The organism is Enterobacter sp. UCD-UG_FMILLET, from assembly GCF_000762975.1.
Lineage (GTDB): Bacteria > Pseudomonadota > Gammaproteobacteria > Enterobacterales > Enterobacteriaceae > Enterobacter > Enterobacter dykesii.
Genome location: NZ_JRJC01000027.1, coordinates 78,453 through 97,666 on the forward strand (window position 1 = coordinate 78,453; position 19,214 = coordinate 97,666).

Sequence of the window (19,214 nt, forward strand, 5' to 3'; positions counted from 1 at the left end):
TCATAACCTTGTCATTTACGCGGATTAAAACGAAGGCAGATATCGCAAAAGGGGTCGCCATCATGAACGATCATATGTTTGTTGAAACGCTGATTATCTCCTCATCGTTTTTCGCTATTGCCGCTATTCTCGTTGCCTCCGTACTTTTTCTGGAACGAAAAGGCTGACAGGAGCGCCAGCCATCGCAGTTACGCTTTGTGGAAGGTGACGAGCTCAGGACGGGCGATGCGCAGGTAATCCTGGGTATCCATAATCACGGATTTCTCCAGTAAACCGGCGTTAAAGGCGATTTCGTCAAAGCGCTCGAACAGCAGCGGGTCGGCGACCAGCGCCAAATCAGGGTGGAAGCTAAAGGGCGGGATAGCGCCGAAAACGCAGGCGGTCAGGGTATCGACCTCGGCCGGGCTGGCGAGGGAGGCCTTCAGCCCGCCAAAATGGCTGGCAAGCTGGCTCAGGTCGGCCTGCAGATCGGCGGCGAGGATCGCCAGAACGTGTTTTTTTACGCCGTTTCCCTTCACCTTGCAGACCAGGGCTTTTGCGCCTTGCCGCAGATCGGTCCCGCGAATTTCACTTACCGCTTCGCATTTCCCAACCGCCTCATGCTCCATGACGCGAAACCGCGCGCCCTGCTCGGTGAGTAAGGTAATCAGCTGCTGGTGGGTTCCTGCCCCAATAACGTCGTCAGTCATAACCATTTCCCGGTGATAATCCTGTATGCAGGGTTCTACATTAGCACGGGATGAACGGGGTCGAAAGAAAACAGCCAGCGCGTTCGCTGGCTGTTGGATTATGCGTTGCTGGTAGCAGATTGCTTATGGAACAACTCCCTGAACACCGGATAAATATCATCCTGGTCACGGATATGCTGCATGGCAAAATTATCGAACATTGCCTGCAGATGTTCATACTCCCGCCACAGGGTCTGGTGCGCGCGACGGGTAATTTCGATATAGCTGTAGTAACGCACCACCGGCAGAATTTTCTTCGCCAGAATCTCGTGACACAGCGGTGAGTCATCGGCCCAGTTGTCGCCATCGGACGCCTGCGCGGCATAAATGTTCCACTGCGCCGGGTCGTAACGCTCTTTGACCACTTCATCCATCAGCTTCAGAGCGCTTGATACGATGGTCCCACCGGTCTCCTGCGAGTAGAAGAACTCATGTTCATCTACTTCTTTCGCCTGAGTGTGGTGGCGGATATAGACCACCTCCACGTTCTTATAGGTTCTGCTCAGGAACAGGTAGAGCAGAATATAAAAACGCTTCGCCATATCCTTGGTGGCCTGGTCCATCGAGCCGGAAACGTCCATCAGACAGAACATCACCGCCTGGCTGGAGGGTTCAGGGCGTTTTTCGTAATTCTTGTAGCGCAGGTCGAAGGTGTCGATAAACGGTACCCGTTCAATCTTCGCCCTCAGCTCGGCAATTTCTTTACGCAGACGCTCCTCTTCCAGCAGTTGCGCCGGTTCCGTGTTTTCCACGACCTTCAGGCTGCTCTCCAGCTCGCGCAGTTCGCGCCGTTTGCCCGCCGTCATGGCCGTTCGTCGCGCCAGCGAATTCTGCAACGAACGCACGACGCTGATATTGGCGGGCACGCCGTTGGCGGTATAGCCCGCGCGATGGGTTTTATATTCGTTAAGCTGACGATGCTGATTCTTTTTCAGATTCGGCAGCGCAAGGTCTTCAAACAGCAGGTCGAGATATTCGTCTTTCGAAATCTGGAAGACAAATTCGTCCTGACCTTCACCGTCCTGGCTGGCCTGTCCCTGACCGCTTCCTGAACCACCGCCGCCGCCCTGAGGACGCTCAATTCTGTCGTTCTGAACGAAGTGGTCATTACCTGGGTGTACGCGATGGCGCAGGCCGCCACGCCCCTGATGAAACATCGGTTCGCTGATGTCATCGGTGGGGATGGAGACAGACTCGCCGCTGTCGACGTCGGTCACCGAGCGTTTGTTGATGGCCTCGGAGATAGACTGTTTAATTTGCGCTTTATAACGACGCAAGAAGCGCTGGCGGTTCACCGTGCTCTTGTTTTTGCCGTTAAGACGCCGGTCAATAAACCAGGTCATATACCCCCCGTACTGCATTTGCCAACTTGCATTTTGTAGGCCCGGTCAGCGCTAACCGCCACCGGGCACTTGTTTTTAAGACGATTTACGCACGCGCAGATACCATTCGCAGAGCAGGCGGACCTGCTTGCGGGTGTAGCCTTTTTCCATCATACGGTCGACAAAATCGTCGTGCTTTTTCTGCTCATCGGTTGAGGTTTTGGCGTTAAACGAGATCACCGGCAGCAGCTCTTCGGTATTGGAGAACATTTTCTTCTCAATGACCGTGCGCAGTTTCTCGTAGCTGGTCCAGTTCGGATTGCGCCCGTTGTTATGCGCTCTGGCGCGCAGGACAAAGTTCACAATCTCGTTACGGAAGTCTTTCGGGTTGCTGATCCCGGCAGGCTTCTCAATTTTTTCCAGCTCCGCGTTCAGGGACTCACGGTCAAACAGCTGGCCGGTATCCGGGTCGCGGTACTCCTGATCCTGGATCCAGAAGTCAGCATAGGTGACATAACGGTCGAAAATGTTCTGCCCGTATTCTGAATAGGATTCCAGGTAGGCCGTCTGGATCTCTTTGCCAATGAACTCGGCGTATTTCGGGATCAGGTAACCTTTGAGGAATTCAAGATAGCGTTCAGCCTGCTCCTGCGGGAACTGCTCGCGTTCGATTTGCTGCTCCAGCACGTAGAACAGATGAACCGGGTTGGCCGCCACTTCCGCATGGTCGAAGTTAAAGACGCGGGAGAGGATCTTAAACGCGAAACGCGTGGACAGACCGTTCATCCCCTCATCAACCCCGGCATAGTCGCGGTATTCCTGATATGACTTCGCTTTCGGGTCGGTATCTTTCAGGCTTTCACCGTCATAGACGCGCATTTTCGAATAGATGCTGGAGTTTTCCGGCTCTTTCAGACGCGAAAGGATGGAGAAGCGCGACAGCGTTTCCAGCGTTCCCGGTGCGCAGGGTGCATGCACCAGCTCGCTGTGGTTAAGCAGTTTCTCGTAAATTTTGATCTCTTCGGAGATCCGCAGGCAATAAGGCACCTTGACGATGTACACGCGGTCAAGGAAGGCCTCATTGTTTTTATTATTACGGAAGGTCACCCATTCAGATTCGTTCGAGTGGGCGAGGATAATCCCGTTAAACGGCAGGGCGGAAATACCTTCCGTACCGTTGTAGTTGCCTTCCTGGGTAGCCGTCAGCAGTGGATGCAGCACTTTAATCGGTGCTTTAAACATCTCGACGAATTCCATTATCCCTTGGTTAGCACGGCACAGCGCGCCGGAGTAACCGTAGGCATCCGGATCGTTTTGCGCGAAGTTTTCCAGCTTACGGATATCGACTTTACCCACCAGAGCCGAGATATCCTGGTTGTTCTCATCACCGGGTTCTGTTTTGGCGATGGCGATCTGCTCAAGGATAGACGGCCAGACCTTCACCACGCGGAATTTGGTTATGTCACCACCAAACTCGTGCAGGCGTTTAGCCGCCCACGGCGACATGATGGTGCCGAGGTAGCGACGCGGGATGCCATACTCTTTATCCAGAATCTGCGCGTCTTCCTGCGGATTGAACAGGCACAGCGGATGGTCGTTCACCGGGCTGCGTTCACCGTTGGCACTCAGCACATAGATAGGGACGCGCTGCATCAGCGACTTCAGGCGTTCCGCCAGCGAGGATTTACCACCACCCACCGGGCCGAGTAAATAGAGGATCTGTTTCTTCTCTTCCAGACCCTGAGCGGCATGCTTCAGATAGGAGACAATCTGTTCGATGGCATCTTCCATACCATAGAACTCTTCAAACGCCGGGTATCGGGCGACCACCCGATTCGAAAAGAGACGGGAAAGCCGAGGCTCCAGGGCAGTGTCAACCATGTTTGGCTCACCAATAGCCATCAATAGCCGTTCTGCCGCATTGGCATAGGCACTGCGATCTTGCCGACAGATGGTAAGAAACTCCTGCAGTGTGAACTCTTCGTCCTTGGCAGCTTCATAGCGCTGGCGATAGTGATCGAATATATTCATGGCATGCCGTCCTTTCGTTTTTTAGCACAGGATAAGAGCCGTTCGTATGAGTAGTGGAGGCTCCCGGAAGAGAATCTCTCGCACCTCACTGCCAGAGCAGCAACCTGTGTGCCAGGTCAGACGCTAAGAACCGCAGGGTGTTCAGGAAAACTCTTCTTAAATTAAAGCGTAGATGGCATTTGCAAAACTTGCATGCCCAGAAAATCTACTTTCAATGACATATCAATAACTCATCCAAAAATTTCCACTGTCGCTATAAGACAAATGCACGTTTTTCATTCAGTGGTCATATAAATGAAAGCGTGTTGTCATCTGAAAAGTTAAAAATAATGGGTTAATCAGACTGATTAGCAGGCAAAAAATTTTGGGATGTACGGGAATGGCGGTTACACTTCACCCGCTGATTATTTGACTACAGGAAAGAATGGATTGTGACCAAACTCAAACTTCTGGCATTAGGCATCCTTGCCGCGACCGCAGTAAGCACCGCACAGGCGGAAAGTCAGTGGACGGTTGGCGCGGGTGTTGGCGTCATTAACAGCCCGTACAAACAGTATGACCGTGATGTTTATCCTGTTCCCGTTATCACTTATGAAGGCGATAACGTCTGGTTCCGCGGGCTCGGCGGCGGCTACTATCTCTGGAACGACAAGGCCGATAAGCTCTCCATCATGGCCTACTACGATCCAACGCACTTCAAGCCGGGCGACAGCGACAGCCATGCGCTTCGCCAGCTCGACAAGCGTAAAAGCACCATGATGGCCGGACTCTCCTATGTACATAACACCGAGTATGGTTTCCTGCGTACTGCCCTGGCGGGTGACACGCTGGATAACAGCAACGGCTTTATCTGGGACCTGGCATGGTTGTACCGCTACACCAACGGTGGGCTCACCCTGACGCCGGGTATCGGTGTGCAGTACAACAGCGAGAACTACAACGACTACTACTACGGCGTCTCTAAAAACGAGTCCCGTCGCAGTGGTCTGAAAAGCTACAGTGCAGATGACGGCTGGGATCCTTATCTGGAGCTGACCGCGACCTACAACTTCCTCGGCGACTGGAGCGTGTACGGTACGGGCCGCTATGAGCGTCTGAGCGATGAAGTGAAGGATAGCCCGATGGTCGATAAGTCCTGGGCAGGCATCTTCTCTGTGGGTGTGAGCTACAAGTTCTGATTGCGCACTAATATCGTGCAATTGATGTATTAAAACGGGGCGCTTGCGCCCCGTTTGCTTTAGCGTGGTGCAGCGAATTTATCGCTTAACAATGCGGATCGTCTGCCCTAAACGAGATGGCTTTTCTTCACTCGCTTTCTGCGGATTGGTCACGCGGGCCGTTTCCACGCAGACAAACGTTTTATACCCTTCATCCGTCATGTCGGCCATGCTGGCGGAAAGGGCAGGGCCCGGGTTCCAGCCCACCACGTCGCTGTGATGATGATGGACCACTTCAATGCCGCGGTTCAGGGCGCCGTCGTGGATCACGCTGCACGCTTCCGGGTGCAGGTAAACGCGATCGGTACGGTCAGGGAATGCCTGAACGCCGTCGCTCAGTTTGCCTTCTTTCGCGTTATCCACTTTGTCGATATAGGTATCGCCCAGGCCGCTCACCTTCACTGCGCTGATATCACCCACGTTGAAATAGGTGTGCAGGGCGGAGGTGGTTTCGAACTCGCCGTGAGCTTCCAGTTCGATTTCACAGGTTTTACCCAGCTTGAAGCGGGCATACAGGGTGAAATCGTGCGGCCAGAGGGCACGAGTTTCATCGTTAGCCTGTAGCTCAAAGGTCAGCACGGCGCCGTTGTCATCTTCGTTATGCGCTTTTAGCGTCCACTGCTGGTTACGGGCAAAACCGTGAGAAGGCAAACCCTGCTGGGCGGACGGACCGAACCACGGCCAGCAGATCGGCACGCCGCCGCGAATCGCTGCCCCTTTTTTGAAGGAGGTCGCATCGCTCAGCCATAAGCCTTCAGCTTCGCCTTCCGGTTTCCAGGAAAGCAGGTGGGCGCCGTTCAGCGCCACGGAGGCCTTAACGCGCGGGTGGTCAACGACGATGATATCAGCGCCGTCAATCTGACGGCGGGAGAGCACAGGGGTAAGCTGTTCGACTACCGGAAGTGCAAAAATTTTATTAATCATTAAGCAATCCTCTGTCTTATAAATAAAAAAAGGCGACCGAAGTCGCCTTTTTGGATCAAGCACTCATCTCAACTTATTTGGAGATGTGAGCGATCAGGTCCAGTACTTTGTTAGAGTAGCCAGTTTCGTTGTCGTACCAGGAAACCAGTTTCACGAAGTTGTCGTTCAGTGCGATACCAGCTTTAGCATCGAACACGGAAGTGCAGATTTCGCCGTTGAAATCGGTAGATACAACGTCGTCTTCGGTGTAGCCCAGAACGCCTTTCATTGCGCCTTCGGAAGCAGCTTTGATTGCTTTCTTAATTTCTTCATAAGAAGCAGCTTTTTCCAGACGAACGGTCAGGTCAACAACGGATACGTTAGGAGTTGGAACGCGGAACGCCATACCAGTCAGCTTGCCGTTCAGTTCTGGCAGTACTTTACCTACAGCTTTAGCAGCACCGGTAGAGGATGGGATGATGTTCTGAGCCGCGCCACGGCCGCCGCGCCAGTCTTTGTGAGACGGGCCATCAACGGTTTTCTGAGTAGCGGTGGTCGCGTGAACGGTAGTCATCAGACCTTCGATGATGCCGAAGTTGTCGTTGATAACTTTAGCCAGCGGTGCCAGGCAGTTGGTGGTGCAGGATGCGTTAGACACGATATCCTGGCCAGCGTAAGTTTCGAAGTTTGCACCACGAACGAACATTGGGGTGTTGTCTTTAGAAGGACCAGTCAGAACAACTTTCTTCGCACCAGCGGTGATGTGTTTACGCGCAGTTTCGTCGGTCAGGAAGATACCGGTTGCTTCAGCAACAACGTCAACACCGATTTCGTTCCACTTCAGGTTAGCTGGGTCTTTTTCAGCAGTAACGCGGATGGTTTTGCCATTAACAACCAGGTGGCCGTCTTTCACTTCAACGGTGCCGTCGAAACGACCGTGAGTTGAGTCGTACTTCAGCATGTACGCCATGTATTCAGCGTCCAGGAGATCGTTGATACCAACGATTTCGATGTCAGAACGTTTCTGAGCAGCACGGAAAACAATACGGCCGATACGGCCAAAACCGTTGATACCTACTTTGATAGTCATATATTCCACCAGCTATTTGTTAGTGAATAAAAGGTTGCCTGTAAAATTACAAAAACCTTACGCAGCGTCAAGCGGAATCGTGTCAATCATTGCGACAAATCAATCCTGTGACTAACGTTTGTGCGACTGACTCGCCTCACTTTCCCTTTGAGCTTGCACCCATATGGGGGCTGCGCCGGGATTTTAAAGTCCTCGCAGGATAAAAATGTGAACGTGATCACAATTGCCTGACCGCTTATTCGCGACACATAAGTTTAGAACAAAAGTACACGCAAGGGTGTTAATGTTTTGTTAGAATCCGGGTTAAAAGATGTCTGTTTCTACAGCGAGATGTAAGCATATGTCGAACCAAAGTAACCCTGACGATTTGAAAAAAAATCTCACAGAAATGCAGTTTTACGTGACGCAGAATCACGGAACGGAACCGCCGTTCACCGGGCGTTTACTGCACAACAAGCGAGACGGCGTGTACCACTGCCTGGTCTGTGATGCCCCGCTGTTCAATTCACAAACGAAATTTGATTCTGGCTGCGGCTGGCCGAGTTTCTACGAGCCGGTGAGCGATGAGGCCATCCGCTACCTGACCGACTCGTCGCACGGCATGGTGCGCACGGAAATTCGCTGCGGCAACTGCGATGCGCACCTTGGGCACGTCTTCCCGGATGGCCCACAGCCTACGGGCGAGCGTTTCTGCGTAAATTCAGCCTCAATGAGCTTCACCGATGATGAAAACGGTGACCAGATTAAGGGTTGAAAAAACGATTCAGCAAATTATTCCTTTGAAAGAGCGTGAGAGTGAATATTGATGACATGATTAGCGGCATGACGCCGGAGATTTATCAGCGTCTGGTGACCGCTGTAGAACTGGGAAAATGGCCCGACGGCGTTGCGCTGACGCCGGAGCAAAAAGAGAACAGTTTGCAGCTGGTAATGCTGTGGCAGGCGCGCCATAACACCGACGCGCAGCATATGACCATTGACACCCAAGGCCAGATGGTGATGAAGAGCAAGCGCGAGCTGAAAGAAGATTTTGGCATCACGCCGAAGCCGATTGCGACGATGAAAATGCAATAACGGTGCAGCTTGATACCCTCTCCCACAGGGAGAGGGCGTAAAAGACTACGCCTGCGTTTCCAGCCAGTCTTCGAGCGTATACAGCGTTGCGCCTTCCGCAGCCATATCCATAAACGCCTGAGCGCTGTCCTGCGGTTGAATGTTCACTCCGCGGCAGCCGTCGGTGATGACGCTGACGGTATACCCCAACTGGAGCGCGTCCAGCACGGTAAACTTCACGCAGTAATCCGTCGCCAGGCCCAGCACGATCAGCTCCGTGATTTCATGGTGACGTAACCACGCGTCCAGCGCCGTTTTCTGGCGATGCCCGTTATCAAAAAACGCGCTATAGCTGTCGATAGCCGGGTTTTCACCTTTATGGAACACCGCGTCGATGGCTTTCTGGTTCAGGAGCGGATGCAGCTCCGCGCCTTCCGTCTGCTGTACGCAGTGATCCGGCCAGAAGGTTTGCGCCAGCCCGTCGAGTTCCCCCTGAGTGAACGGCTCAACGTTGTGCTGGCTGGCAAAGCTGCCGTGGTTCGCCGGGTGCCAATCCTGGCTTGCGACAACCGCTTCACCGCGGGCTTTGCACCAGTCAATCAGCGTGTTGGCCACGTCAACGGTACTCTCACCTTCGGCGACGGCCAGCGCACCGCCCGCGCAGAAATCATTTTGCAAATCGACCAGTAGCAGGGCGCGTTGCTTCATGAGCACTCCTTATTCGTCCGGGGTCAGCTCGCCGCGCAGGTTTTGCATCATCGCGCTGCGAATGGACTGAATGTCCAGATCCTGACTCAGTAAATAGTGAAGTTTAGTCAGCGTTGCCTCAACGGTCATATCGAAGCCGCTGATCACCCCGGCGTGCGCCAGCGCGTTGCCGGTGGCATAGCCGCCCATATTCACTTTACCGGACATACACTGGGTCAGGTTCACGACCACAATTCCGCGCTCGCTGGCTTCCTGGAGCTCTTTCAGGAATTCGCCGTTCTGCGGCGCGTTGCCTACGCCATAGGAGCGCAGAATCAGCGCTTTCACCGGCTGGCGCAGGAAGTTACGCACCACATCAGCGGAGATACCCGGGTAAATAGTGACCACGCCAATCGGTTGCGGAGTGATCGGATGCACGATCAGCTCGCCGGCGGTGTTCGGCGCAGGCGGCGTACCCAGACGACGAATATGAATCCCGGCCTCCAGCAGCGGCTGCAGGTTAGGGGAGGCGAAGGCGTCAAAGCCGTCGGCATGGGCTTTGGTGGTGCGGTTGCCGCGATACAGACGGTTGTTGAAAAACAGCGACACTTCGTTAATCGGGTAATTCGCCGCCACGTACAGGGAGTTCAGCAGGTTGATCTGCCCGTCCGAGCGCAGCTCCGCCAGGGGGATTTGCGACCCGGTGACGATAACCGGCTTGCTCAGGTTCTCCAGCATGAAGGAGAGCGCCGAGGCGGTAAACGCCATGGTGTCGGTGCCGTGCAGGATCACGAAGCCGTCGTACTGGTCGTAATGAGCTTTAATGTCATCCGCGATGTGCTGCCAGTCTTCCGGCGTCATGTCGGAGGAGTCCATCAGCGGCTCGTATTCGTGGATGGTGAAGTCAGGCATTTCCGGACGGTGGAATTCCGGCATCAGCGCAAGCTGACGCTGCAGGTGGCCGGAGACAGGGATATAGCCGTTTTCGGAGCGCTGCATACCGATGGTACCGCCAGTGTAGGCTACATAAATCGATTTCTTCTGCATGGTAGTGAGTTCTTGTTCTTCAAAAGAAAAAAATCCCCTCTTCGCGGGAAGAGGGGACGGTTTTTAACGGACGTTAGCGCAGGTCAGGCAAAACGCGTAACGACTCTGTGGATCGTTAAAGGCCGCGAGCTTATCGCTCTCTGCCTTCATCGCTTTCGCCGCCGTGGCGACCGGCGCAGGCAGGTAAGCCTGCATCGCCTCCGGCAGCATGGCGCGTACCGAGCCGGACATGCTGTCCATGACCATATCGAAGAACGACGGCTCGTCCTGGTAATACTCGATATGCCACTGCTTCAGCTTCGCCAGCTCGGCGGCTTTCTTCACCGCGTCATCGAAATCGCCCAGGCTGTCGACCAGACCGTTGCTCTTCGCATCCTGACCGGTCCAGACGTGGCCCTGCGCGATCTGGTCGATCTGCTCTGGCGTCTTTTTACGCGAGTCCGCCACCAGGGTGATAAAGCGCTTATAGCCGTTCTCAATGCTGAGCTGCATCATCTCAGAGACTTCCGGCGGCAGGGATTTGGTCACCGACACATCCGCCAGCGGAGAGGTCGCTACGCCATCGGTATGCACGCCCAGAGAATCCAGGCTGTTCTCTACGGTGTTGATCACCCCGAAGATACCAATCGAGCCGGTCAGCGTGCTTGGGTTAGCCACGATGTAGTTGGCTGGCGTTGAGATCCAGTAACCACCGGAGGCGGCCATTCCGCCCATGGATACAACCACCGGCTTGCCGGCGGCGCGTGCCGCGGCCAGTTCAGCGCGGATCACCTCGGAGGCGCTGACGCTGCCGCCAGGGCTGTTGACCCGCAGGACAATCGCCTTCACTTTTGGATCCAGGCGAGCATCGCGAATTTGTGACGCGGTAGTATCGCCGCCCACGTTGCCTGGGGTCTCCTGACCGTCCATGATGGCGCCGTTGGCAAACACCACCGCGACGCTATCACCGCTGTCATCCGGCTTTTTCGCCGAGTAATCGTACATGCTGATGGCGCTGTAGTTTTTGTCCTCTTTGCTCCAGCCAAACTGTTTGCTCAGGGATTTTTCAATCTCGGCGCTGGTGCCCAGGGCATCAACCAGTTTGTTATCCAGCGCATATTTCGCGGTATCACCGTCAACCTTACGCAGGCCATCCAGCACGCCCTTCGCGCCAGGGAACGCCTGCTCAGGCGTAATCTGGCGGTTAGCGGCAACGGTGCCGAGATAGTTCTGCCACAGCTCGCCAATCCAGCGGCTGTCAGCTTCACGGGCGGCAGGAGACATGTCGTCGCGGATAAACGGCTCGACGGCGGATTTATACGTGCCGACGCGGAAGACGTGGGTGGTGACCTTCAGCTTGTCGAGCAAGGATTTGTAGTACAGGCCGTTGGTGGCAAAGCCGTGCAGATCGACCGTCCCCTGCGGGGAGAGCCAGATTTTATTGGCGAAGCTCGCCAGATAATATTGCCCCTGGCTGTAGCTGTCGCCCACGGCAATCACCGGCTTGCCGCTGTCGCGGAATTCGCGCAGCGCTTTACCGATGTACTGCATTGAAGGCTGATCGCCCCCGGCAAAATCTTTCAGATCCAGCACGATCCCGGTGATGTTGCGGTCGTCTTTGGCCTGACGGATGGTATCGACGATATCGAACAGGGAGTTTTCCTGCAGGCGGTCTGACGTCGCGCCAAACAGCTGACGGCTGATTGCCCCCAGGCGGTTGCTGGCGGACGGTTTATCAACGATAACGCCGGTGATATCGAGTAACAGAGCCCCGCGAGTCGAATGCTGCGCCTGATTCGCGTTGCTGATATGCATCCAGATGCCCGCGCAAACCAGAACCAGCAGGATGAAGAAGATGTTCATCACCAGGTTGCGGACGAAGTTGAGCAGTCGCCACGTCCATTTAAAGAAACCGGCAATGATTCGCCAAAGGGTTCGCATGTATTCTCCCTAACCAGAAAATGACTGTTTCCGTCGCCACTGGACGGTAATGTTGGGTTATCGTAATGACCCAACCGCCACTTGTCAGCAGGAATCGCCTGCCAGGCTGTAACAAAATCTGCCGTCGTGTTAATTTTGTGAGTAAATTTCAAGAAAGGAGTTAACCAATGGACGCACTCGAACTGCTTGTTAACCGCCGTAGCGCTTCCCGTCTGGCCGAACCTGCACCGGCAGGCGAGCAGCTGGAGAACATTCTGCGTGCCGGCATGCGTGCCCCCGATCACGGTACGCTGCAGCCGTGGCACTTCTTTGTGATTGAAGGCGAAGGCCGCGATCGTTTCAGCCAACTGCTGGAGCAGGGCGCGGTTGCCGCCGGTCAGGATGAGAAGGGGATTGATAAAGCCCGCAACGCGCCGTTCCGCGCCCCGATGATTATCGCCGTCGTGGCAAAATGTCAGGCCGACCATAAGGTGCCGGTCTGGGAACAGGAAATGTCTGCGGGCTGTGCGGTGATGGCGATGCAAATGGCCGCCGTCGCGCAGGGCTTTAACGGTATCTGGCGTACCGGGCCGTTGACGGAGAGCGCAGCCGTGCGGGCAGGATTTTCCTGTGGCGAACATGACAAAATTGTCGGTTTCCTTTATCTCGGCACCCCGCAGCTTAAAGCCTCCAGCACCATCAGCATTCCGGACACCACGCCTTTCGTCAGCCGTTTCTGATCACGCACGCTAAACTGTCTGGATTCTGAGCATCTGCCGCAGAATTCAGACAGTCATACTTACCTCTTTATGGAATGAGCGCTACCATAGCGCGATTGAGATGACAGGAGACGTCCATGAGCGAGCAAACCATTCGTTTAACGCAGTACAGCCACGGAGCCGGTTGCGGTTGTAAAATTTCCCCGAAAGTACTGGAGACCATCCTGCACAGTGAACAGGCGAAGTTTGTCGACCCGAACCTGCTTGTCGGCAACGAAACGCGTGACGATGCTGCAGTTTATGACTTAGGTAACGGCACCAGCATTATCAGTACCACCGACTTCTTTATGCCGATCGTCGACAACCCGTTCGACTTTGGGCGCATTGCGGCCACCAACGCCATCAGCGATATCTTCGCGATGGGCGGTAAGCCGATCATGGCGATTGCCATTCTGGGCTGGCCGATCAACACCATCCCGCCGGAAGTGGCCCGTGAAGTGATTGATGGCGGTCGTTTTGCCTGCCAACAGGCGGGGATTGCCCTGGCCGGCGGTCACTCTATTGATGCACCGGAGCCTATCTTCGGCCTGGCCGTCACCGGCGTGGTGCCGACCGAGCGCGTGAAGCGCAACAGCACCGCGCAGGCGGGCTGCAAGCTGTTCCTTACCAAGCCGCTGGGCATTGGCGTGCTGACCACCGCCGAGAAAAAATCCCTGCTGAAACCGGAGCACAAAGGCCTGGCAACCGAAGTCATGTGCCAGATGAACCTCGCCGGTGCGGCGTTTGCCAATATCGACGGCGTGAAGGCGATGACCGACGTGACCGGTTTTGGTCTGCTGGGACACCTCTCTGAAGTGTGTCAGGGCGCGGGCGTTCAGGCGCAGGTCTGGTATCAGGACGTGCCGAAGCTGCCGGGCGTGGAGGAGTATATTGCTCAGGGCGCGATCCCGGGCGGTACCCAGCGCAACTTCGCCAGCTACGGTCACCTGATGGGCGAAATGCCTGAAGAGTGGCGCAACCTGCTGTGCGATCCGCAAACTTCCGGCGGCCTGCTGCTGGCGGTGACGCCGGAATCCGAAGCCGAGGTTCAGGCCACGGCCGCCGAGTTCGGCATCACCCTGACGGCGATCGGCGAGCTGGTGACCGCGCGCGGCGGTCGTCCGATGATTGAGATCCGTTAATTCGATGCGGTTGTTTATTGCCGAAAAGCCGAGCCTGGCCCGTGCCATCGCCGACGTGCTGCCTAAGCCGCATCGCAAGGGCGACGGCTTTATCGAATGCGGTAACGGGCAGGTGGTCACCTGGTGTATCGGTCACCTGCTTGAGCAGGCGCAGCCGGATGTCTACGACAGCCGCTACGCCCGCTGGAATTTGAACGATCTGCCCATCGTGCCGGAAAAATGGCGGCTGCAGCCCCGTCCCTCCGTCACTAAACAGCTCAACGTGATCAAGCGCTTCCTGCATGAAGCCGAAGAAATCGTGCACGCGGGTGACCCGGACAGGGAAGGACAGCTGCTGGTCGATGAAGTGCTGGACTATCTTGAGCTGGCGCCGGAAAAGCGCCAGCAGGTGCAGCGCTGCCTGATCAACGACCTCAACCCGCAGGCGGTCGAGCGGGCGATTTCGCGCCTGCGCGCCAACAGCGAGTTTATCCCGCTGTGCGTCTCGGCATTAGCCCGCGCCCGCGCCGACTGGCTGTACGGCATCAATATGACCCGCGCCTACACCATTCTTGGGCGCAACGCGGGCTATCAGGGCGTGCTTTCCGTGGGGCGCGTGCAGACGCCGGTGCTGGGGCTGGTCGTGCGTCGCGATGAAGAGATTGAAAACTTCGTCGCTAAAGATTTCTTTGAGGTGAAAGCGCATATCGTCACGCCTAAAGACGAGCGCTTCACCGCCGTCTGGCAGCCGAGCGATGCCTGCGAGTCGTATCAGGATGAAGAGGGGCGCTTGCTGCATCGTCCGCTGGCGGATCATGTGGTTAACCGCATTACCGGCCAGCCGGCTATCGTCACCAGCTATAACGATAAACGGGAATCAGAACCTGCGCCGCTGCCGTTTTCGCTTTCTGCACTTCAGATTGAGGCGGCCAAAAAGTTTGGCTTGAGCGCGCAGAACGTGCTGGATATCTGCCAGAAGCTCTACGAAACCCATAAGCTCATCACCTATCCGCGTTCGGACAGCCGCTATCTGCCGGAAGAGCACTTTGCCGGACGCCATTCGGTGATGAACGCCATCGGCGTACACGCGCCGGATCTGCTCCCGCAGCCGGCGGTGAACCCGGACACCCATAACCGCTGCTGGGACGACAAAAAGGTCGATGCCCACCACGCGATTATTCCGACTGCGCGCGCCAGCAGCGTCAACCTGACCGACAACGAAGCGAAGGTCTATAACCTGATCGCCCGTCAGTACCTGATGCAGTTCTGCCCGGACGCGGTATTCCGTAAGTGCGTGATTGAGCTTGAGATTGCCAAAGGCAAGTTTATCGCCAAAGCGCGTTTCCTTGCGGAAGCGGGCTGGCGCACGCTGCTCGGTAACAAAGAGCGCGACGAGGAGAACGACGGCACGCCGCTGCCGGTGGTCGCCAAAGATGACGAACTGCTGTGCGAGAAGGGCGAAGTGGTTGAACGTCAGACCCAGCCGCCGCGCCATTTCACTGATGCGACGCTGCTGTCGGCGATGACCGGTATCGCCCGGTTTGTGCAGGATAAAGATCTGAAGAAGATCCTGCGCGCCACCGACGGTCTGGGGACGGAAGCGACGCGAGCGGGGATCATCGAGCTGCTCTTTAAGCGCGGTTTCCTGGAGAAAAAAGGGCGCTATATCCACTCAACGGAACCGGGCCGGGCGCTAATCCACTCTCTGCCGGAGCTGGCCGCCAGGCCGGACATGACCGCGCACTGGGAATCGGTGCTGACGCAGATCAGCGAGAAGCAGTGTCGCTATCAGGACTTTATGCAGCCGCTGGTCGGGACGCTTTACCAGCTGATCGATCAGGCCCGCAGCACGCCGGTGAAAACGTTCAGAGGGATGGTTGCCCCCGGTGGCGGCGCGAAGAAACCGTTTAAAAAGAAAAAGAGCGCGGCCTGATACGCCCGGTTTTCTCCCCCACCCCGTGGGAGAGGGCCGGGGTGAGGGCACCCGGCCACACGCGATAAACCTTAAATCACGCCCTGCCCAATCATCGCATCCGCGACCTTCACGAACCCGGCGATATTCGCGCCGCGCACGTAGTTGGTTTGCGACGCCTCGCCGCCGTACTCCACGCAGGCATGGTGAATATCCAGCATGATGTGGTGCAGGCGCGCATCCACTTTCTCCGCCTTCCAGCCGAGACGCGCGGCGTTTTGCGCCATTTCGAGGCCGGAGGTCGCCACGCCGCCCGCGTTAGCGGCCTTGCCCGGCGCAAACAGCACGCCCGCTTCCAGGAACAGGTCCGTCGCATCGATGGTGGTCGGCATATTTGCCCCTTCGGCCACCGCTTTTACGCCGTTGCTAATCAGGGTACGCGCGGCGTCCGCATCCAGCTCGTTCTGCGTGGCGCACGGCAGGGCGATATCCACCGGAACGCCCCACGGCTGTTTCCCTTCCAGGTTGGTCAGGCCAAACTCCCGGGCATAATCCGCCACGCGGCCATCGCGGCTGGCTTTGATTTCACACAGGCGCGCCAGCTTCTCTGCCGTGAAGCCCGCTTCATCCACCACCGTGCCGCTGGAATCAGAGGCGGTCACCACGCGAGCGCCAAGCTGCATCGCTTTCTCAATAGCGTACTGCGCCACGTTACCGGAGCCGGACACCGCGACGCGCATACCTTCGAAGCCCAGGCCGTGACGCTTGAGCATCGCCTCGGTGAAGTAAACCAGGCCGTATCCTGTCGCTTCCGGGCGGATCAGGCTCCCGCCAAACGACAGTCCCTTGCCGGTAAAGACGCAGGCGCTGTTGTTGGAGAGCTTTTTCATCATCCCGGCCATAAAGCCCACTTCACGTCCGCCCACGCCGATATCACCGGCAGGAACGTCGGTATCCGGGCCGAGGTGACGGTAGAGTTCGGTCATCAGCGCCTGGCAGAAGCGCATGACTTCGCCTTCGCTTTTGCCTTTCGGGTCGAAATCGCTGCCGCCTTTGCCGCCGCCCATCGGCAGCGTGGTGAGGGCGTTTTTAAAGGTCTGCTCGAAGCCGAGGAATTTCAGAATCGACAGGTTCACGGACGGATGAAAACGCATGCCGCCCTTAAACGGGCCAATCGCCGAGTTAAACTGAACGCGCCAGGCGCGGTTAACCTGTACCTGGTTGCGATCGTCAACCCACGTCACGCGGAACTGGATCACGCGCTCTGGCTCGACAAGGCGTTCAAGCAGCGACATCTGGCGATAACGCGGGTTTTGTTCAAGGAAGGGCCACAGGGTGGTCATAACTTCACGCACGGCCTGCGCGAACTCGCTTTGGTGAGGGTCGCGCTGCTGAACATGGGCAAGGAAACTTTCCAGAGAGCGTGTCTGATCCATAGATATAAGAACCTCTTATCGTATTTTATGTGTATTACTTATGCGATTTGTGTTGTTTTTTTGACTATACCACCCGTACCGCTTTGTGAGGCAAGCAGAAATTTATGACGAAAGGGAAATTAATGAGAGGACGGGCGTCATAACGAAAAGCGATGAAGAGATAAATTAAAGGTTCCGCTCTGGTTTACCGTTATAGTCAATATCAGGACACAACAGGAAGACAAGTCGATGAACCGTTATGTGATGACCGCGTTATGTTTAATGTTTACCGCTGGCGCTCAGGCTGACCGCATTCGTCCGGATGTGGAAGTGAATGTTCCCCCGGAAGTGTTTAGCTCCAGCGGCCAGAATCAAACGGTGCAGCCCTGTAATCAGTGCTGTATCTATCAGAATCAGAACTACTCGGAAGGGGCCGTTGTGAAAGCGGACGGCATTCTGCTGCAGTGCCAGCGCGACGAGCGCGCCATCAGTACGAACCCGCTGGTCTGGCGTCGCGTAAAACAATAAACGCTTCCAGCAGCGGAATATCCGCGGGGGCTAAGGCGTAGCCAAACGCCTCTTCCGGCGTACACCACGCGAGCGCGCTGTGGTAGTGCGCCGTGAGCTCGCCGCGAAAAGCAGGAACGTGCCACGCATGCAGATTAATCAACCGCTGCGAGACTTCGCGCTGGTGGCTTGCCACGTATTGTGCAGGCTGCGCTTCAATACCCAGCTCTTCACGCAGCTCGCGGATAAGCGCTTCTGGCTGGGTTTCTCCGGCCTCGACTTTACCGCCTGCAAACTCCCACATTCCTGGCTGATCGGCATGGGCAGGGCGCTGCGCCAGTAAAATGTTGCCGTCTTTTTCGATGATGGCGGCAACGACATCGAGTGTTTTCAGCATGGTCGTCAATAATTGATAGTGAAAAAATAAATGCGCCCGGAAGGGCGCACAGGAAAAGGATTTTTAAAAGGCTTACGCGTCATTACAGCTTGAATTTAGCCCACACCGGCGCGTGGTCAGACGGTTTTTCCATGCTGCGGATCTCGTAGTCGATCCCGGTTTCGATGCAGCGCTCGGCCAGCGGCGAACTGGCGAGCAGCAGGTCGATACGCAGGCCGCGGTTGTCGTCAAAGCCTTTTGAGCGGTAGTCAAACCACGAGAAGCGGTCCTGCGTTTCCGGGTTGGCGGTACGGAAGGTATCCACCAGCCCCCAGTCCAGCAGGCGCTGCATCCACTCGCGCTCTTCCGGCAGGAAGGAGCATTTGCCGGTACGCAGCCAGCGTTTGCGGCTGTCTTCACCGATGCCAATATCCAGATCGGTCGGGCTGATATTCACATCACCCATGATCAGCACCGGATTGTCTTTGTTCAGTTCGGTGGTTAGATAGTCCTGCAGATCCTGATAAAACTTGGCTTTAGCCGGGAATTTGGTCGGATGGTCGCGGCTCTCGCCCTGGGGAAAGTAACCATTAATCACGGTTATGTTCCCCAGCGGGGAAGGCAGTTCCGCCATGATGATGCGGCGCTGCGCTTCTTCGTCATCGCCGGGAAACCCACGGCGGACTGAAACTGGCGTCTCTTTGGTCAACAGCGCAACGCCGTAATGGCCTTTCTGCCCATGATAGAAGACGTTGTAGCCGAGCTTCGCCACCTCTTCGAGGGGGAACATGTCGTCGTGAACCTTGGTCTCCTGCAGGCCGATCACATCTGGCTGATGTTGTTCAACGATAGCTTCAAGCTGATGGGGGCGGGCGCGCAGGCCGTTGATATTAAAAGAGACAAATTTCATAGTCGCTGCCAGTGCAAGGTGAATAGTGCATGGATGGTAGCAGAATTTGCGTCAACTGTTACCGGGTTCGGCCAATAACTGCGACAGATAATGCCGGTGGTGCAATATTTGCACCATTCTGACGCGACTCGCCCTCAAACAGGGCGTAAATGACCGATAAATTTCGCGAGCGATCACAATTCCAGAATTATATTTGGCCTGTGCATACTCTTTCTGCTTTTCATGCGGCAAAGCGCCG

19 protein-coding genes are annotated in these 19,214 nt (G+C 55.9%); 8 read left to right on the top strand and 11 right to left on the bottom strand.

The window, feature by feature from the left end:
• Positions 1-62 precede the first annotated feature (62 nt).
• Positions 63-167 (top strand): small membrane protein YoaI, encoded by a 105-nt coding sequence (gene yoaI / locus LA04_RS24440; RefSeq protein WP_111965575.1) that lies wholly within the window; start codon positions 63-65, stop codon positions 165-167.
• 21 nt (positions 168-188) lie between these two features.
• Here yoaI and LA04_RS13120 read toward each other — a convergent pair whose 3' ends face one another.
• The 3 genes from LA04_RS13120 to yeaG form a co-directional block, all read right to left on the bottom strand.
• On the bottom strand, positions 189-689 hold the full coding sequence (locus LA04_RS13120; protein ID WP_047651996.1) for a YbaK/prolyl-tRNA synthetase associated domain-containing protein: 501 nt from the start codon (positions 687-689) through the stop codon (positions 189-191).
• A gap of 98 nt (positions 690-787) precedes the next feature.
• On the bottom strand, positions 788-2,071 hold the full coding sequence (locus LA04_RS13125) for a YeaH/YhbH family protein (RefSeq protein WP_032651499.1): 1,284 nt from the start codon (positions 2,069-2,071) through the stop codon (positions 788-790).
• A gap of 75 nt (positions 2,072-2,146) precedes the next feature.
• A complete protein-coding gene (gene yeaG, locus LA04_RS13130; RefSeq protein ID WP_008500713.1) occupies positions 2,147-4,081 on the bottom strand; it encodes a protein kinase YeaG in 1,935 nt (644 codons plus the stop codon).
• A 431-nt stretch (positions 4,082-4,512) separates the two neighbouring features.
• Here yeaG and LA04_RS13135 point away from each other — a divergent pair, with 431 nt between their 5' ends.
• Entirely contained in the window at positions 4,513-5,259 is a 747-nt protein-coding gene (locus LA04_RS13135; RefSeq protein WP_047651918.1) for a MipA/OmpV family protein, read from the top strand.
• Positions 5,260-5,337: 78 nt separating this feature from the next.
• Here LA04_RS13135 and LA04_RS13140 read toward each other — a convergent pair whose 3' ends face one another.
• Both LA04_RS13140 and gapA read right to left on the bottom strand, forming a co-directional pair.
• Positions 5,338-6,222, bottom strand: a complete 885-nt coding sequence (locus LA04_RS13140; RefSeq protein ID WP_047651919.1) for a D-hexose-6-phosphate mutarotase — start codon at positions 6,220-6,222, stop codon at positions 5,338-5,340.
• 73 nt (positions 6,223-6,295) lie between these two features.
• Positions 6,296-7,291, bottom strand: coding sequence for a glyceraldehyde-3-phosphate dehydrogenase (gene gapA / locus LA04_RS13145; RefSeq protein ID WP_023311257.1), 996 nt, complete (start codon positions 7,289-7,291; stop codon positions 6,296-6,298).
• Positions 7,292-7,631: 340 nt separating this feature from the next.
• Between gapA and msrB the strand changes: the two genes are divergently transcribed.
• Together msrB and LA04_RS13155 are read left to right on the top strand one after the other, a co-directional pair.
• Positions 7,632-8,045: a peptide-methionine (R)-S-oxide reductase MsrB gene (gene msrB, locus LA04_RS13150; protein WP_047651920.1), complete on the top strand. Its 414-nt coding sequence runs from the start codon at positions 7,632-7,634 to the stop codon at positions 8,043-8,045.
• 56 nt (positions 8,046-8,101) lie between these two features.
• Positions 8,102-8,365 carry a YeaC family protein gene (locus tag LA04_RS13155; RefSeq protein WP_244997183.1) on the top strand — a complete coding sequence of 88 codons (264 nt, stop codon included), beginning with the start codon at positions 8,102-8,104 and terminating at the stop codon, positions 8,363-8,365.
• 45 nt (positions 8,366-8,410) lie between these two features.
• Here the strand turns inward: LA04_RS13155 and pncA are convergent, their stop codons facing one another.
• The 3 genes from pncA to sppA all read right to left on the bottom strand — a co-directional run bounded on the left by pncA (position 8,411) and on the right by sppA (position 11,998).
• On the bottom strand, positions 8,411-9,052 hold the full coding sequence (gene pncA, locus LA04_RS13160; RefSeq protein WP_047651924.1) for a bifunctional nicotinamidase/pyrazinamidase: 642 nt from the start codon (positions 9,050-9,052) through the stop codon (positions 8,411-8,413).
• A gap of 9 nt (positions 9,053-9,061) precedes the next feature.
• Positions 9,062-10,078 carry an asparaginase gene (ansA, locus tag LA04_RS13165; RefSeq protein WP_008500705.1) on the bottom strand — a complete coding sequence of 339 codons (1,017 nt, stop codon included), beginning with the start codon at positions 10,076-10,078 and terminating at the stop codon, positions 9,062-9,064.
• Between the two features lie 63 nt (positions 10,079-10,141).
• Positions 10,142-11,998 (bottom strand): signal peptide peptidase SppA, encoded by a 1,857-nt coding sequence (gene sppA / locus LA04_RS13170; RefSeq protein ID WP_047651925.1) that lies wholly within the window; start codon positions 11,996-11,998, stop codon positions 10,142-10,144.
• A 167-nt stretch (positions 11,999-12,165) separates the two neighbouring features.
• On the opposite strand from sppA, the gene LA04_RS13175 reads away from it, so the two are divergent.
• From LA04_RS13175 to LA04_RS13185, 3 genes are all read left to right on the top strand, one after another.
• A complete protein-coding gene (locus LA04_RS13175) occupies positions 12,166-12,717 on the top strand; it encodes an NAD(P)H nitroreductase (protein ID WP_047651927.1) in 552 nt (183 codons plus the stop codon).
• A 116-nt stretch (positions 12,718-12,833) separates the two neighbouring features.
• A complete protein-coding gene (gene selD, locus LA04_RS13180) occupies positions 12,834-13,877 on the top strand; it encodes a selenide, water dikinase SelD (protein ID WP_047651929.1) in 1,044 nt (347 codons plus the stop codon).
• 4 nt (positions 13,878-13,881) lie between these two features.
• Positions 13,882-15,789, top strand: coding sequence for a DNA topoisomerase III (locus LA04_RS13185; RefSeq protein ID WP_047651931.1), 1,908 nt, complete (start codon positions 13,882-13,884; stop codon positions 15,787-15,789).
• Positions 15,790-15,860: 71 nt separating this feature from the next.
• On the opposite strand, the gene gdhA is transcribed toward LA04_RS13185, so the two are convergent.
• Positions 15,861-17,204: an NADP-specific glutamate dehydrogenase gene (gdhA, locus tag LA04_RS13190; protein WP_047651932.1), complete on the bottom strand. Its 1,344-nt coding sequence runs from the start codon at positions 17,202-17,204 to the stop codon at positions 15,861-15,863.
• Positions 17,205-17,432: 228 nt separating this feature from the next.
• Between gdhA and LA04_RS13195 the strand changes: the two genes are divergently transcribed.
• Positions 17,433-17,711, top strand: coding sequence for a DUF1496 domain-containing protein (locus LA04_RS13195; protein WP_047651934.1), 279 nt, complete (start codon positions 17,433-17,435; stop codon positions 17,709-17,711).
• Here the strand turns inward: LA04_RS13195 and LA04_RS13200 are convergent.
• Both LA04_RS13200 and xthA read right to left on the bottom strand, forming a co-directional pair.
• Positions 17,671-18,087: a pyrimidine (deoxy)nucleoside triphosphate diphosphatase gene (locus LA04_RS13200; RefSeq protein ID WP_047651935.1), complete on the bottom strand. Its 417-nt coding sequence runs from the start codon at positions 18,085-18,087 to the stop codon at positions 17,671-17,673. The genes LA04_RS13195 and LA04_RS13200 overlap by 41 nt on opposite strands.
• 82 nt (positions 18,088-18,169) lie before the next feature.
• Positions 18,170-18,976: an exodeoxyribonuclease III gene (gene xthA / locus LA04_RS13205; protein WP_047651936.1), complete on the bottom strand. Its 807-nt coding sequence runs from the start codon at positions 18,974-18,976 to the stop codon at positions 18,170-18,172.
• Between the last annotated feature and the right edge of the window lie 238 nt (positions 18,977-19,214).